The sequence below is a fragment of the Entomohabitans teleogrylli genome (genome assembly GCF_001484765.1).
In the GTDB taxonomy this organism is placed as follows: domain Bacteria; phylum Pseudomonadota; class Gammaproteobacteria; order Enterobacterales; family Enterobacteriaceae; genus Entomohabitans; species Entomohabitans teleogrylli.
The window spans coordinates 1-15,488 of sequence record NZ_KQ947381.1 but is presented as its reverse complement, the minus strand read 5'-3'; the positions used below and the strand labels follow the sequence as shown (position 1 = coordinate 15,488).

Genomic DNA, 15,488 nt, shown 5'->3' with positions numbered 1-15,488 from the left:
GACTTACACCAGATGCGCCAGCGTCAGCGCAACATCGATGATTTTGATACCGGCAAACGGCGCCAGCAGACCGCCCAGTCCATATAGCCACAGGTTGCGGCGCAGCATGGCCGCGGCGCTGAGCGGCCGGTAACTGACGCCGCGCAGCGCCAGCGGGATCAGGAAAATAATGATCAGCGCATTAAATATCACCGCGCTGAGGATTGCCGAGGCCGGCGAGTGCAGGTGCATGACGTTAAGGGCATTCAGTTGCGGATACGTCGCGGCAAACGCCGCCGGAATGATCGCGAAGTATTTCGCCACATCGTTGGCGATACTGAAGGTGGTCAGCGAACCGCGGGTCATCAGCATCTGTTTACCGATATGCACCACTTCAATCAGCTTGGTGGGATTGGAGTCCAAATCCACCATATTGCCGGCCTCTTTGGCGGCCTGGGTACCGGAATTCATCGCCACCGCCACATCGGCCTGGGCCAGCGCCGGGGCGTCGTTGGTGCCGTCGCCGGTCATGGCCACCAGGCGGCCTTCGGACTGGTACTGGCGAATGAGCGCCAGCTTAGCCTCCGGGGTGGCTTCGGCTAAGAAGTCGTCCACACCCGCTTCGGCGGCGATGGCCGCGGCGGTCAGCCGGTTATCGCCGGTGATCATCACGGTTTTGATCCCCATCTGGCGCAACTGGGCGAAGCGCTCTTTAATACCGCCTTTGACGATATCTTTCAGGGCTATCACCCCCAGCACCCGGGCGCCTTCCGCCACCACCAGCGGCGTACCGCCCTGGCGCGCGACATTTTCCACATGGCTGTCCACCTGCGCCGGGAAGTGGCCGCCGTTAGCTTCCACGTGACGGCGAATGGCGTCCACCGAGCCTTTGCGGATCATGCGCTGGTCGATATTGATGCCGCTCATACGGGTCTGGGCGGTAAAAGGGACAAAGGTGGCATGCAGACTCTGAAGGTCGCGCTCGCGCAGATTGAACTTCTGTTTGGCCAGCACCACAATACTGCGCCCTTCCGGGGTTTCATCCGCCAGTGAAGACAACTGCGCGGCGTCGGCCAGTTGTTGCTCGTCGACCCCCGGCGCCGGTAAAAAGGCCGCCGCCTGGCGGTTACCGAGGGTGATGGTGCCAGTCTTATCCAGCAGCAGCACATCGACATCGCCGGCGGCTTCAACCGCGCGGCCGCTGGTGGCGATGACGTTGGCCCCCAGCATGCGGCTCATCCCCGCGACGCCGATGGCCGACAACAGCCCGCCGATGGTGGTGGGGATCAGGCAGACCAGCAGGGCGACCAGCACCGTGACGCTGACCGCCGTACCGCCGTACAGTGAGAAGGGCCACAGGGTGGTGGTCGCCAGCAGGAACACAATGGTCAGGGCCACCAGTAGAATGGTCAGGGCGATTTCATTGGGGGTTTTGCGCCGCTGCGCCCCCTCCACCATGGCGATCATCCGGTCGAGGAAAGTTTCGCCCGGGTTGACGCTGCACTGGACAACCAGCCAGTCGGAGAGAATGCGCGTGCCGCCGGTCACCGAGGCGAAGTCGCCGCCGGATTCGCGGATCACCGGCGCCGATTCGCCGGTAATGGCGCTTTCATCCACCGATGCGCCGCCTTCGAGGACTTCGCCGTCGCAGGGAATAATATCCCCGGCTTCCACCAGCACGATGTCTCCCTTGCGCAGCTCGCTGGCCGGGATCAGTTCCACCCGGGCATCGTGGCGCGGGGCGTTAAGCCGGCGCGCCTGGCCGGTTGTTTTCACCCCTTTCAGGCTGTTGGCCTGGGCTTTGCTGCGCCCTTCCGCCAGCGCTTCGGCAACATTGGCGAACAGCACGGTAAACCACAGCCACAGGGCGATAGCGCCGCTAAACCAGGCGCTGCCGGATAGCAGGCCGGCGGCCATGGCCAGCGCCAGCAGGGTGGTCAGTACGCTGCCCAGCCAGACAATAAACATCACCGGGTTGCGCCACTGCACCCGTGGACTGAGTTTTTTAAACGCGTCAGCCACTGACTGGCGCAGTAGCGCAGGTTCAAACAGCGCAATCGATTTACGACTCATCTTGACTACTCCGGATTCAACCGTGAATCAGCATTAAATGTTCCGCCACCGGGCCCAGCGCCAGCGCGGGAATAAAGGTCAGCGCGCCCACCAGCAGCACGGTACCGATCAACAATCCGACAAACAGCGGTCCACCGGTTGGCAGAGTACCGGGGGAGGGGGGCTGGGCGGTTTTGGCGACCAGCGAGCCGGCAATCGCCAGCACAGGGGCGATCACCGCAAAGCGGCCGATCAGCATGCACGCCGCCAGCAGCAGGTTCCAGAACGGTGTACTGGCGCTCAGCCCGGCAAAGGCGCTGCCGTTGTTGTTGGCAGCGGAGGAGACGGCGTACAGCACTTCGCTGAAACCGTGTGGGCCGGGGTTAAATATGGCGCTGCGTCCGGCCTCGGTCATCATCGCCAGCGCGCTGCCCAGCAGCACCAGCGTCGGAGTCACCAGGATGGCCAGCGCGGTCATTTTCATCTCGCGCACATCAATCTTTTTGCCGAGATATTCCGGGGTACGGCCAATCATCAGCCCGGCGATAAATACCGCCAGCAGTACGAACAGCAGCATGCCGTACAGCCCGGAGCCGACGCCGCCGAACACCACTTCGCCGATTTGCATCAGCCACAGCGGGATCAGGCCGCCGAGGGCGGTAAAGGAGTCGTGCATGGCGTTGACGGCGCCGCACGAGGCGGCAGTGGTGACTACCGCATACAGACTGCTGACCAGCACCCCGAAGCGGCTCTCTTTCCCTTCCATATTGACGGCGCTGTCGGCGCCGAGGGCCAGAAAATGGGGATTACCGCGCACTTCCGCCGCCATCGTCAGCGCCGCGCAGATAACGAAGATTGCCGTCATCGCCCACAGAATGACGCGCCCCTGGCGCTGGTCGCCGCAGGCTTCGCCAAAAGCGAAACACAGCGCGGCGGGGATCAGGAAAATGGCCAGCATCTGCACCAGGTTGGTCAGCGCGGTGGGATTTTCAAACGGGTGGGCTGAGTTGGCGTTAAAAAAACCGCCGCCGTTGGTGCCGAGCATTTTAATGGCCTCCTGTGAGGCGACCGGTCCCATCGGCAGGAGCTGCTGAGCGCCTTCGAGGGTGGTCGCCGGCTGGTAAGGCAGCAGATTCTGGAGCGTCCCCTGCTGGATAAACAACAGGGCGATCACCAGCGCGATCGGCACCAGTACCCATAGCGTTACCCGGGTGATATCCGCCCAGGCGTTGCCCAGGGTACCTGCGTTATGGCGGGTGAAGCCACGAATCAGGGCGAAGACCACGGCAATACCGGTGGCGGCGGAGAGAAAGTTTTGCACCGTCAGCCCGACAATCTGACTGAAATAGCTGAGCGTGGTTTCCCCGCTGTATGCCTGCCAGTTAGTATTGGTGACAAAACTGACGGCGGTATTGAGCGCCAGATGCCATGACAGGCCGGGCAGTTGCTGCGGGTTGAGGGGCAGCGCGCCCTGGCCGAGCAGAATCGCCAACAGCAGGAGTAGCCCGAGAGCATTAAACAGCAAAATCGCCAGCAGATACTGGCGCCAGTTCATCTCCTGCGGTGTGCCGCCGGCCAGGCGCCAGAGGACGCTTTCCAGGCGCCGGGTTCCCGGTAGCGACTCGCCGTAAATCAGCCGGGCCAGCACGTTCCCCAGCGGCCTGGCGAGAATAAACAGCGCCAGCAGAAAGCTGGCGATAAGCAAAAATGCGCTGGCGGCCATCAGAACGCCTCCGCATTAATCAGAGCGTAAAACAGGTAGCCCAGTAACAGGAACACCAGCACCACCCCGCTAATCACAGTGATACTCACCATCCACCTCCGTGGTTTTATTGGGATGCGGTGAGAGTAGAAAATTGGCTGCAAAGATTTCGCAAAAATTGAGCGTGCGGGTGTAAAAAAAGTATAAAAACCAAATCCATGATTTAACTAATGGTTAGTTTTAATTTAACTATTTCGTAACTTTGCAACGTGAATTCAGAAAAAGTCGCCCAAAAAGAGTCAATAAAGTGGTCGGAGGAGTAGTAAATTTTCATCCAAAGCGGTAAAATTTTCACCAGTTAAGGTATTTCATTTTTCCGGCGCGCTTCGCCGGTTGCCAATCGAAGGGGAGAAAACTATGACGATGTATAAAGCATATCCTGGCTATCAAATCTTCCTGCGTCGCGCCTTTGTGGTGGTGGCAGGGGTTGGGGCGCTGCCGGTGATGCTGTTCTGGAAAGACCGGTCCCGCTATTACAGCTACCTGCATCGGGTGTGGTCGAAGACCAGCAACAAACCGGTGTGGATGGAGCAGGCGGAACAGGCTTCCGGCGACTTCTACTAAGCGACGTGCAGCGAGCGAAATGGGGCTATCCGCAAGGGTGGCCCTTTTTGTTTCTATACCCCGGCGCCGCTTAGCGGGTTCTGGCTACACTTAACGGAAGTACAGGTGTGGAGGAAGAACCATGAGCGAGAAAATACCCGTCGGTATCAGCGCTTGTTTACTGGGGGAGGCGGTACGCTTTGACGGCGGCCATAAACGGCTGGCGTTCGCCGTCGAAGAGCTGGCGCCCTGGGTGCGTTTCGAACCGCTGTGTCCGGAAATGGCTATCGGTTTACCCACGCCGCGCCCGGCATTGCGGCTGGTGCGCAGCGCCGCAGAAGGGAATATCGCGCTGCGTTTCAGCAACGGCCAGCCGGGGGATCTCAGCGCCGCCATGAACAGCTTGTCGCGCCAGGCCGTGAGCCATATGGCGCATTTGTGCGGCTATGTGGTATGCGCCAAATCGCCCAGTTGCGGGATGGAGCGGGTGCGGGTTTACGATGAGCAGGGCAGCAATAACCGCAAGGTCGGTACCGGGCTGTTCACCGCCCAACTGATGCAACAATTTCCCTGGCTACCGGTAGAGGAGGATGGCCGGCTGCACGATCCGGCGATCCGCGAGAATTTTATTGAGCGGATTTGCGCTCTGCACGAGCTGAATCAACTGCGCCGCGCCGGGCTGAAGCGCCACGAACTGCTGGCGTTTCACAGTCGCTATAAACTGCTGCTGCTGGCCCATTCCCAGCCGTTATACCGGGAACTGGGGCGCTTTGTGGCGGCTATCCATCAGTGGCAGGATCCCGGGGCGTGGTTTAATGAATACCGGTTGCGCCTGATGCAACTGCTGGCGCATCAGGCCACGCGCCGTAACCACACCAATGTGTTGATGCATATTCAGGGCTATTTCCGCAAACGGCTCAACACCCGCCAGCGCCAGGAGCTGGCGACGCTGATCCTGCGTTACCGCGAGGGGACGCAACCGCTGCTGGCGCCTATCGCGCTGTTAAAACATTATCTGTCAGAATATCCTGATCCGTATCTGGCGCAGCAGCGCTATTTTGAGCCATACCCGGAGGCACTGCGCCTGCGCTATGGCTATTGATTCAGGGAGAAATATGGCCACTCATCTGGTCTGGTTGCGAAATGATTTACGGCTGCACGACAACCCGGCACTCAGCGCCGCCTGCCGCGACCCACAAGCCCGGGTGCTGGCGCTGTATATCGCCACCCCGGCGCAGTGGCGTAGCCACGAGATGGCGCCGCGTCAGGCGGCGTTTATTCAGCGTAATTTACAGCATCTGCACCATGAACTGGCGCAGCGTAATATCCCGCTGTACAGCTACCAGACAGCGGATTTCAGCACGGCGGTGAGCGACATTGCGCTATTCTGCCGCCAGCATCATGTCGATGCGCTGTTCTATAACTACCAGTATGAACTCAACGAACAGCGCCGTGACGCGGCGCTGGAAAAAGCGCTGGCGCGTACGGTGGTCTGCCAGGGGTTTCATGACAGCGTGATACTGCCCCCGGGCAGTGTAACGACCGGTAATCAGGAGATGTACCGGGTTTTTACCCCTTTCAGTAAAGCGTTTTTACGTCGTCTGCAGGAAGGGATCGCCGATTGCCTGCCGGCGCCGGCCCGGCGTCACGCCAGCGCCGGGCCCACACCGCCGCCAGCGCCGTTTGACTACCCGCAGGAAGCGGTCGATGAGGCATTATTTCCGGCCGGTGAAGCGGCGGCCATCGAACGGCTGCGCCGGTTCTGTCGTAATCAGGCTCAGGACTATGAGGTTGAGCGCGATTTTCCGGACCGCCAGGGCACCAGTTTGCTGTCCCCTTACCTGGCGACCGGCGTCCTTTCCCCGCAGCAGTGTCTGCATCGCCTGTTGCGCGAACAGCCCGGTGCCCTGCTGGGCCAGGCGGGCAGTATCTGGCTCAATGAACTGATCTGGCGCGAGTTCTACCGCCATTTGCTGGTGGCGTACCCGCGCCTGTGTTGCCATCAGCCTTTCCAGCCGTGGACCGATCGGGTCGCCTGGCGGAACGACGAGGCGCAACTGACGGCCTGGCAACAGGGGCGCACCGGTTTTCCGATTGTTGACGCTGCCATGCGCCAGCTTAACCAGACCGGATGGATGCATAACCGGCTGCGGATGATTGTGGCCAGTTTTCTGGTTAAAGACTTACTTATCGACTGGCGTCTCGGGGAACGTTATTTTATGTCCCGGTTGATTGACGGGGATCTGGCGGCCAATAATGGCGGCTGGCAGTGGGCGGCGTCTACCGGTACCGATGCCGCGCCCTATTTTCGTATTTTCAACCCCACCACCCAGGGGGAACGCTTTGACCCGGATGGGGCGTTTATTCGCCAGTGGATACCGGCGCTGCGCCATATTCCCGGCAAAGCGATTCATCAACCCTGGGTGTGGGCGGACAAACGCGGGGAAACCCTCGACTGGCCGCGTCCGATTGTTGACCATCAACAGGCGCGTAACGCAACGCTGAAAGCGTATGAGGCGGCGCGCCATAACGCGAGATAAATCATGAAAAACACCGAACTGGAAGCTCTGATCAACGAAAAACTGAACAGTGCGGCGTTTAGCGATTATGCGCCCAACGGCCTTCAGGTGGAGGGCCGCCCGGAGGTGCAGAAAATTATCACCGGCGTCACCGCCAGCCAGGCGCTGATCGACGAGGCGGTGCGCCAGCAGGCGGACGCCATTATTGTGCATCACGGTTACTTCTGGAAAAACGAATCGCCGCTGGTGCGCGGCATGAAGCGCAACCGCCTGAAAGCGCTGCTCAGCCATGATATCAACCTTTATGGCTGGCATCTGCCGCTGGATGCCCATCCACAGTTGGGCAATAACGTGCAACTGGCGGCGCTGCTGGGTATCGAGGTGATGGGCGAGGTGGAGCCGCTGGTGCCATGGGGCGAGTTTTCAATGGCGATGCCCGGGCTGGAACTGGCGTCGTGGCTGGAGGCGCGCCTCGGGCGTAAGCCGCTGTGGTGCGGCGATACCGGACCGGAGACTATCCGCCGCGTGGCCTGGTGCAGCGGCGGCGGGCAGGGTTTTATTGACGCGGCGGCCCGCTTCGGGGTGGATGCCTTTATTACCGGCGAAGTATCGGAACAGACTATCCACTCGGCCCGCGAACAGGGGCTACATTTTTACGCCGCCGGCCATCATGCCACGGAGCGCGGAGGGATCCGCGCGCTGAGCGAATGGCTGAATGAAGAAATCGGTCTTGACGTCACTTTTGTTGATATTCCAAACCCCGCCTGACGGGGATAAGCGAGGGAACTGTGCAACGAGCTCGTTGTTACCTGTTGGGAGAAAGCGCGGTGGTACTGGAACTTGAGCCTCCGGTGACTCTGGAAAGCCAGAAGCGCATCTGGGGGCTGTGTCACCGGCTGGCGGAGGTGCCCTCCATCGTGGAAGTGATTCCCGGCATGAACAATATCACCGTGGTGTTGCGCGAACCGGAACAACTGGCGCTGGATGCCATTGAACGTCTCCAGCAGTGGTGGGAGGAGAGCGAAGAGGTGGAGCTGCAAACCCGGCGTATTGATATCCCGGTGGTTTATGGCAGCAGCGCCGGTCCGGATCTTGACGAGGTGGCGCGCCATGCCGAACTGACGCCGCGCGAAGTGGTGGCGCTACACGCTTCGGTGGATTACGTAGTCTATTTTATCGGCTTCCAGCCCGGTTTCCCGTATCTGGGCGGTATGCCGGCGCGGCTGAATACCCCGCGGCGCGCCGAGCCGCGCCTGCTGGTGCCGGCCGGCTCGGTCGGGATCGGCGGCGCCCAGACCGGCATTTACCCAATGGCGACGCCGGGCGGCTGGCAGATAATCGGCCAGACCCGGGAAAAACTGTTTGATATTGACCGTGAAACGCCGGGGCTGCTGGCGCCGGGCGATACGGTGCGTTTTGTGCCGCAAAAGGAGGGGGTGTGCTGAAAATTATTCGTGCCGGAATGCAGATGTCGGTACAGGATGGTGGACGGGAAGGGTACCGGCAGTCCGGCGTCAGCCGCTGCGGCGCGCTGGATACCCCGGCGCTGCGCATCGCCAACATCCTGGTGGGTAACGATGCCGATGCGGCGGCGCTGGAAATCACGCTTGGCCAGTGCGTTATTGAATTTGAGTCCGCCGGCTGGTTTGCCCTGACCGGCGCCGGCTGCGATGCCCGGCTGGATGATAAGCCGGTGTGGACCGGCTGGCGCCTGCCGGTTAAACCCGGCCAGCGCCTGACGCTGAAATCGCCGCGCCGTGGGATGCGCAGCTATCTGGCTGTGGCCGGCGGGCTGGATATCCCGCCGGTGATGGGTTCCTGCAGTACCGATCTCAAGGCCGGTTTCGGCGGTTTTCACGGGCGGCTGTTGCAGGATGGCGATCGGCTCCCGCTGCGCGCCGGCGGCAGGACGTTTTCCCGTCCCCAGGGGGTGCGCCAGTTGCTGTGGGGCAACCGGGTGCGCGCGCTGCCGGGGCCGGAATACCATGAGTTCAGCCGTACCGCGCAGGAGCAGTTCTGGCGTCTGCCCTGGCATCTTAGCCCCCAGAGCAACCGTATGGGCTACCGGCTCCAGGGGCAGACTCTGGAACGGGCGCATCCCCGGGAACTGGTCTCCCACGGCCTGTTGCCAGGGGTGATTCAGGTGCCGCACAACGGCCAGCCGATTGTGCTGATGAACGACGCTCAGACCACCGGCGGCTATCCGCGTATTGCCTGCGTGATTGAAGCCGATCTCTATCATCTGGCTCAGGTCCGTCTCGGGGAGCCGGTCCATTTCGTGGTCTGCACGCTGGAGGAGGCGTTGCAGGCGCGTCGCCAGCAGCGTATTTATCTGGAACAACTGGCCTGGCAGCTTGAGCAGTAAGGCTGGCGCGCTGTGCCGGAGCAGACACGGTAACTCTGTTTTAATCCTTAGCCCCGGCCTGCCGGGGTTTTTATCACCACAGGAGAAGATAATGCCTGAAGGACCAGAGATACGGCGGGCGGCCGACAGGCTGGAAGCCGCGGTACTCAATAAACCTTTAACCGACGTGTGGTTTGCCTTTCCCGAACTGGCGACCTTCGCCCCGCAGTTGCCCGGTGAATGTATCACGCGCCTGGAAACCCGCGGCAAAGCGCTGTTAACCCACTTTTCCAATGGGCTGGTGATGTATAGCCACAACCAGCTGTATGGGGTGTGGAAAGTGCTGAACAGCGGCGACGCGCCGGATTCTAAACGCAGCCTGCGGGTACGGCTGGCGACCGCGGATCAAGCCATTCTGCTGTATAGCGCCTCGGATATTGAGATGTTTACCGAGGAGACTTACCAGACGCATCCCTTCCTGCAGCGTATTGGCCCGGATGTGCTGGACATGACCCTGACGCCGCAGCAGGTGAAAGAACGTTTGCTGGCGGCGAAATTCCGCCGTCGCCAGTTCTGCGGGCTGTTGCTCGATCAGGCGTTTCTCGCCGGGCTGGGTAACTACCTGCGGGTGGAAATTCTCTGGGAAGCGCAGTTGACCGGCCAGCAGCGGGCGGTGGATCTTAACGATGAGCAACTGGACCGTCTGGCGCAGGCCTGCCTGGCGATACCGCGTCTCTCCTGGCAAACCCGCGGGCAGGGGGATGACAATGTGCACCACGGGGCGATATTCCGCTTTAAGGTGTTTCACCGTGAGGGGCAACCCTGTGAACGCTGCGGGCATCTTATCGTCCGGACGATGCTGTCATCGCGGCCCTTCTTCTGGTGCCCCGGGTGCCAGGGGTAGGGGATACGCTACGGTCTGTGTTCCTGCCCGAATAGACTGAATCACTACCCGCACAGATGGCTCCCGAACCGGGAGTCTGTCTATTTTACTGCGCTGGATCGTAGAAAAGTTGTTTGCCTGATAACGGGTGTCCTTCTGAGTCAGGAATTGTTCAGATTTATCTGAAGTGTTTTCCGGCTCCCTTCTGATGACTTTCCTTCTGATTAAGAATTTTTGAACCCGATATGGCTCTGCGAAAACGGCGCATCTTCCGGTCGGACAGGTGCCTTTTGGGTCGCAAACGGCAGTATTTTTATAAGAATTTTCGTAATTGCGGGAAAATATTCCTGGGATGACTTTGTTTTGTTAATGAATTGGTGTTTTCTTTATTATTCAGTGTATTAAAAAATAATACTAACAAAATAACTGACTCAATAAAGATGACGTATAATGAATTTGATAATTCATTACAAAAAACTCCAGGATTATTTTCTTATAAAGGTAAAGAGGTCTGAATTTTTAGTACTAAAATCATTTTGTTAAGGTGCTGAGTGGTGTTGCTTTCACCTGAAAGTGTTTTTTATGTTGTTGTTTTATATGCGTTTCTTTTATTTTATGGTTTCTAAGTTCTTTATTATCAATGCGTTAGTTGTTTTCAAATGTTATTTCTCTTTAATTGTCTGAATTGAATGGTTTTTTACAATAGATATTGGCGATCGATATCTGTTAATCAATAGGTGTTTTTTATTATTTATCCCCAATTGATCGGTTTAAACGATTGTCTCTTGCTCGTTGCCTGACCATAGAATGCCCTCACACCAAAAAGGAATTGATTTTTCCGAGGTAAACGTAAGCCATTAATTGATTTTCAGCCTTTCATGAAAAGGGACTTTTTTATGAAATACCATTTCATTTCCGATGATGTTTTTTTCCTGCATGGGATTTCCGCGACGCTGGAAAACAGCGCAGTGCATTCAAGGTTAATTAATCTGAATAATGACGCGGATATTGATTTCCATCCCGCTCCTGGCGATCTGGTGGTACTGGCCGTGAGTAATCATCTCACCCGCAAAGCTTTTCTGCAGATGCCGGTACTGCAATGCTGTCGGCTGGTCGTTATGATGGATCTGCCGATGAAAAAGACCAGCACGCTACAATTTCCCTGTCTGCTGTCAAAGAGTATCTCTGGTGAGGAACTTATCCATTTAGTTAATACGGCAGAAAATATTCCCGTGCGCCGGGGCAATGTATCCCAACGGGTACTGGATGTTTTTAACCAGCTTGGACGCGGCGGCTCTGCCCATCGTTTGGCCGTGACGAGCAGCACCTCTCTGAAATTGATTTACCGCATCAAGCGCAGTGTATTTCAGGAATATGGCCTGCTGAACTGTAACTCACAAGGCATTCTGGTATGCCGGGATATGCTGAGAATGAAAATGCCGGTCTGATCGCCAGACCACGATGAATAGTGAATAAATTTTCATTCTTTTAATGACTAAAAGAAACGTCGCTGACGCCTTTTACGGTTAGCGTACTCCAGGACGGAATTTATTATGTTCAGGAACACGAATAATCACTCAGTGAAAACCACGCTGAGTGCCCTGCTTTTTCTGTTATTTTCCTGTGGCGCAATGGCAACGGGCGATAACTCGCTGCCGCAACGTCCTCAGTTATTCCCTTCTACAGATAAAGCGCCGACGGTGATATTCCAGCAGGCGGTCAATGACGATCTGGCGGGCTATCACCGCGAGGCGCGTCAGAAATACGATCTGCTGAACAGTACCGTGATGGCCAGCGCAGCTGCGCTACCGTCGGCGGTCAATCTGGCGGCGTTAGGACGTTATGGCGATGCCCGCCAGGCGTTCAGTGTATTACAACAACATGGCAACGGACGCGAGCGGGATTATGCCCGGCTCTGGGATTTATGGTTAACCGCCAGAACATGGCAGGGAGGAGCGGCGGCATTACAAAAAACGCTGACTGACAAAACCGCAAACTATAAATGGTTTTCCGCATATGAATCAGCTATCGCTGATATTTATGCCGGAAAAGGAAGCGCAAAGGAAATGTTCCGGCTGATCGACGGAATTACCTTCGGCCAGGCAGAGGAAAAAGCAGACGCCGTGACGCAGGCGGTATTTTTTGTCGGTGGTTATTACCAGTACGTAATAAACCAGCCGCAGAAAGCCCGCGAGCTCTATGAGCATTATGCCATGCGTCTGAATAATCACTCGCTTGAGCGGAGTCTGATTCTGACAGAGCGGCAGTCTCTGCGCGCGTCTGAATAAATTTTTTAAAGGATTAAACCGGTCTTTTATTTAAAGACACTGGGGGAAAGAGATGAATACAGTATATCGTTTGGTGTGGAACGCAAGTCTGGGAATATGGACCGCGGTCAGCGAGTTTGCCAAAGCCAGAGGCAAAGGAAAATCCGGATTAAAAAGGGCGAAGGGACTGGCGTCCATCGCCCTGTTAAGCGTGACTCTGGTGGCCATACCCGGGAGCGCGAATGCGTGGGTGGTGAGTACCGGTGTGACTAATGGATCAAACGCACAATTTGCGGCGGCTAATGATGGTGGCCAGGTGACAAATACAGCGATTGGTGCAGGTTCTCAGGCTAAGGGTAGCAATGGTTCAACAGAGCTGATCGGTAATACGGCACTTGGTGTCGGAGCGACAGCATCGGGTGTTACTGGCATTGATCAAAACTCAGCGAATACTACGGCTGGCTCTGGTGGAGCAACAGCTGTTGGCACCAGTTCACAAGCTACAGGTGAACGTTCGGTAGCGCTGGGTTCAACTGCAAAGGCAACAGCCGGAAAAACTGTTGCCATTGGCGATAACTCCCAGGCATCGGCGGCGTTTTCCTTCGCGGGAGGCGTAGATTCGGTAGCCAGTGGTATTAATTCTACGGCTGTTGGCCCGGCAAGTAAGGCGCTAGGCCAGTTATCTACGGCTCTGGGCGCGGGCGCGAAGACATCGACAGCGACTCAAACGACTGCGGTGGGAGCCGACTCAGAAGCAACGAATCAATATGCTACAGCCATGGGCTTTAATTCTGTGGCTTCTGGCTATTATGGCTTAGCGGCGGGCTCAAAATCAGAAGCCTCTGCTAGTGGTTCTACGGCAATTGGCTCAGCAAGTAAGGCGACAACGACTAACTCTACGGCGCTGGGTGAGTCCGCGCTGGCTACAGGTTATAGCGCTACGGCTCTGGGACAGGCAATCAGCACACCAACCCCTTCAGATCCGGAGAAGAGGACGCAGGTAACCGCCTCGGGTACCTACTCTCTCGCGGTAGGTAGCGGGGCGAACGCCCTGGCGGAAAACACTATCGCGATAGGGACATTGGCCAAATCTACTGGATTAGCAACGATTGCCATTGGTCTGTCATCCAGCGCTGAGGGTACATACTCTTCCGCTATCGGGAATGGGGCTTCCACTGATGGTGCCAGCAGTCTGGCTTTTGGCTATAACGCGAAGGCTAACACAGATGCGGAGGCGAAAAGGGATGCTCCTGATGCGGCGACGAATCCACCTACAAATAGTATTGCCATTGGTGCGCAGGCGCAATCAGCGACAAGGTCAGTGGCTTTGGGCACTCTGGCAAAAGCAAATACTGACTTCTCTATAGCTATCGGTAATAACGCTCAGACTATATACGATACCAGTATCGCTATTGGTATGGAGAGCCGGGCGGGTCATATTGCTGAAAGTGATACAGACCGCAGTGGTGGAAATAGTGTGGGTTTAGGCTACAAAGCGATGGCTACCGGTGTCAGCTCTACGGCAATTGGCGCTAATGCTGCCGCGACAAAAACGGGTGCTGTCGCTGTAGGCGAGGGGGCAGAGGCAACAGGTTATCAGTCTCTGGCTCTGGGGGCTTATTCAACAAAAATTAACGAAGCTACTGGCGAAGAAGAAATAGATGTCAAAACCAGTGCGCAAGGTAATGGTTCTATCGCATTGGGTGCTGCTGTTACTGCCACAACCGCCAACAGTGTGGTAATCGGAACGAATTCCAAGTCGTCAGGGCTCTCAGCGCTCGCCATTGGCCAGCAAGCCGAGAGTACCGGGCAAACCTCAGTCGCCATTGGCGGGGTTGCCACTAAAGCTTTAGAACATGAAAGCGTGGCACTGGGCTCTTATTCGGTAGCGAAAGAGGAAGGTGCAACGGCGTTAGGTCAGTCGGTTGTATTAACAGCCGATGGTCAGCGGGTAACATCAACAAAAGACGACAGTGGGAATATTGTAGCAAAGAGAACGGCAACCACCGCCTCGGGTAAATACTCTGTCGCCCTGGGGAGTGGGGTCACGTCACAGGCTCAGGACAGTATTGCCATTGGTACCTTGTCTGTTGCCGATATCGCGGCAACAGGAAGTATTGCCATGGGGTTAGAATCCAGTACTGCGGATAAGAACACTATTGCCATGGGGACTTCATCGACCTCCGCAGCAGAGGACGGTATTGCCATTGGCAGAGACTCCAGCGTGGCGAGTAGTGCAACCGGTAGTATTGCCATAGGGGCTGACGCTTCAGCCTCAGGTATGGGTGGTGCCGTAGCCATTGGCCTGGAGTCTAAAGCAACTGATTATCAGACAACGGCACTTGGTCATTTATCATCGGCCTCTTTTGAGCACGCGACGGCAATCGGTGCGAACTCCGGGGCTCTTGCTAAACATGCAACGGCGATTGGCGATGGCGCCCGGGCGAATAATCAAATGGATGTGGCGCTGGGGTCTGATTCCATTACTGAGCAAGCCAAAAGTACGACCGGTGTGACGATCAACGGTAAAAACTACAGTTTTGCTGGTGATGTGGCAAACAGTACGGTGAGCGTGGGAAATGCTGGCACGGAGCGCACTATTACCAACGTGGCAGCAGGGCGTATTTCTGACTCCAGTACCGATGCGATTAACGGCTCTCAGCTGTATGCCACCAATCAGTCAATAGAGAGTGTCTACAACACCGGTACCAAATACTTCCACGCTAACTCAACGGGGACGGACTCTTCCGCCGTGGGCCAGGACTCAGTGGCCATCGGGATGAATGCCATCGCTGAAAACACCAATGATGTGGCGCTGGGGGCTAATTCGCAGACCTACGGAGTAAAGAAAACCGCCGGTGAAACTATCAATGGTACCTGGTATGCCTTTGCCGGAGCAGAGCCAGAAAGCACCGTCAGCGTGGGTAAAAAAGATAGTGAGCGCACCATCACCAACGTAGCCGCTGGCCGTCTGAATGCGGAGAGTACCGATGCGGTGAACGGCTCCCAGTTGCACAGCACCAATACCGCACTGGACAAGCTGGCCAGCACCCCGCTGACCTTTGCCGGCAACACCGGTCAGGTCGGCAAGCAACTGGGTGAGAAACTGACGGTGAAGGGTGGCGCTGCCACGGCGGGG

The 15,488-nt window shown here is 57.1% G+C and carries 13 protein-coding genes; 10 read left to right on the top strand and 3 right to left on the bottom strand.

Annotated features, from left to right (window positions below):
• Window positions 1-3: 3 nt before the first annotated feature.
• Genes kdpB through kdpF form a run of 3 tightly spaced genes read right to left on the bottom strand, consistent with a single transcriptional unit; the run spans window position 4 to window position 3,843 of the window.
• Window positions 4-2,052 (bottom strand): potassium-transporting ATPase subunit KdpB, encoded by a 2,049-nt coding sequence (gene kdpB, locus AQ981_RS10260; protein WP_058911665.1) that lies wholly within the window; start codon window positions 2,050-2,052, stop codon window positions 4-6.
• 16 nt (window positions 2,053-2,068) lie between these two features.
• Window positions 2,069-3,754, bottom strand: a complete 1,686-nt coding sequence (gene kdpA, locus AQ981_RS10255; protein WP_058911664.1) for a potassium-transporting ATPase subunit KdpA — start codon at window positions 3,752-3,754, stop codon at window positions 2,069-2,071.
• Window positions 3,754-3,843, bottom strand: coding sequence for a K(+)-transporting ATPase subunit F (gene kdpF, locus AQ981_RS26875; protein WP_121500642.1), 90 nt, complete (start codon window positions 3,841-3,843; stop codon window positions 3,754-3,756). The genes kdpA and kdpF overlap by 1 nt, the downstream gene beginning before the upstream one ends.
• A gap of 307 nt (window positions 3,844-4,150) precedes the next feature.
• Between kdpF and AQ981_RS10245 the strand changes: the two genes are divergently transcribed.
• The 10 genes from AQ981_RS10245 to AQ981_RS26870 all read left to right on the top strand — a co-directional run.
• Entirely contained in the window at window positions 4,151-4,357 is a 207-nt protein-coding gene (locus tag AQ981_RS10245; RefSeq protein WP_058911663.1) for a YbfA family protein, read from the top strand.
• Window positions 4,358-4,478: 121 nt separating this feature from the next.
• A complete protein-coding gene (locus AQ981_RS10240) occupies window positions 4,479-5,438 on the top strand; it encodes a YbgA family protein (protein ID WP_058911662.1) in 960 nt (319 codons plus the stop codon).
• Between the two features lie 13 nt (window positions 5,439-5,451).
• Window positions 5,452-6,876: a deoxyribodipyrimidine photo-lyase gene (phrB, locus tag AQ981_RS10235; protein ID WP_058911661.1), complete on the top strand. Its 1,425-nt coding sequence runs from the start codon at window positions 5,452-5,454 to the stop codon at window positions 6,874-6,876.
• 3 nt (window positions 6,877-6,879) lie between these two features.
• Entirely contained in the window at window positions 6,880-7,623 is a 744-nt protein-coding gene (locus tag AQ981_RS27245; RefSeq protein WP_058911660.1) for a type 2 GTP cyclohydrolase I, read from the top strand.
• A gap of 20 nt (window positions 7,624-7,643) precedes the next feature.
• Entirely contained in the window at window positions 7,644-8,300 is a 657-nt protein-coding gene (gene pxpB / locus AQ981_RS10225) for a 5-oxoprolinase subunit PxpB (protein WP_058911659.1), read from the top strand.
• The gene (gene pxpC / locus AQ981_RS10220) at window positions 8,294-9,220 is read left to right on the top strand and encodes a 5-oxoprolinase subunit PxpC (RefSeq protein WP_058911658.1); all 927 of its coding nucleotides are present in this window, start codon (window positions 8,294-8,296) and stop codon (window positions 9,218-9,220) included. The genes pxpB and pxpC overlap by 7 nt, the downstream gene beginning before the upstream one ends.
• 91 nt (window positions 9,221-9,311) lie before the next feature.
• Window positions 9,312-10,103 carry an endonuclease VIII gene (nei, locus tag AQ981_RS10215; protein WP_058911657.1) on the top strand — a complete coding sequence of 264 codons (792 nt, stop codon included), beginning with the start codon at window positions 9,312-9,314 and terminating at the stop codon, window positions 10,101-10,103.
• Window positions 10,104-10,978: 875 nt separating this feature from the next.
• Window positions 10,979-11,530, top strand: a complete 552-nt coding sequence (locus AQ981_RS10210) for a hypothetical protein (protein WP_058911656.1) — start codon at window positions 10,979-10,981, stop codon at window positions 11,528-11,530.
• A gap of 105 nt (window positions 11,531-11,635) precedes the next feature.
• Window positions 11,636-12,370, top strand: a complete 735-nt coding sequence (locus AQ981_RS10205) for a hypothetical protein (protein WP_058911655.1) — start codon at window positions 11,636-11,638, stop codon at window positions 12,368-12,370.
• A 52-nt stretch (window positions 12,371-12,422) separates the two neighbouring features.
• Window positions 12,423-15,488, top strand: a 3,066-nt coding sequence (locus tag AQ981_RS26870; RefSeq protein ID WP_249226303.1) for an ESPR-type extended signal peptide-containing protein, incomplete at its 3' end; no start/stop codon positions are given.

Excerpts from the sequence above, each read along its gene's own strand:
- AQ981_RS10245 (WP_058911663.1), top strand. The coding sequence starts at position 4,151 with ATGACGATGTATAAAGCATATCCTGGCTATCAAATCTTCCTGCGTCGC.
- kdpA (WP_058911664.1), bottom strand. The coding sequence starts at position 3,754 with ATGGCCGCCAGCGCATTTTTGCTTATCGCCAGCTTTCTGCTGGCGCTG.
- phrB (WP_058911661.1), top strand. The coding sequence starts at position 5,452 with ATGGCCACTCATCTGGTCTGGTTGCGAAATGATTTACGGCTGCACGAC.
- nei (WP_058911657.1), top strand. The coding sequence starts at position 9,312 with ATGCCTGAAGGACCAGAGATACGGCGGGCGGCCGACAGGCTGGAAGCC.
- kdpB (WP_058911665.1), bottom strand. The coding sequence starts at position 2,052 with ATGAGTCGTAAATCGATTGCGCTGTTTGAACCTGCGCTACTGCGCCAG.
- AQ981_RS10240 (WP_058911662.1), top strand. The coding sequence starts at position 4,479 with ATGAGCGAGAAAATACCCGTCGGTATCAGCGCTTGTTTACTGGGGGAG.
- AQ981_RS10210 (WP_058911656.1), top strand. The coding sequence starts at position 10,979 with ATGAAATACCATTTCATTTCCGATGATGTTTTTTTCCTGCATGGGATT.
- AQ981_RS10205 (WP_058911655.1), top strand. The coding sequence starts at position 11,636 with ATGTTCAGGAACACGAATAATCACTCAGTGAAAACCACGCTGAGTGCC.
- AQ981_RS27245 (WP_058911660.1), top strand. The coding sequence starts at position 6,880 with ATGAAAAACACCGAACTGGAAGCTCTGATCAACGAAAAACTGAACAGT.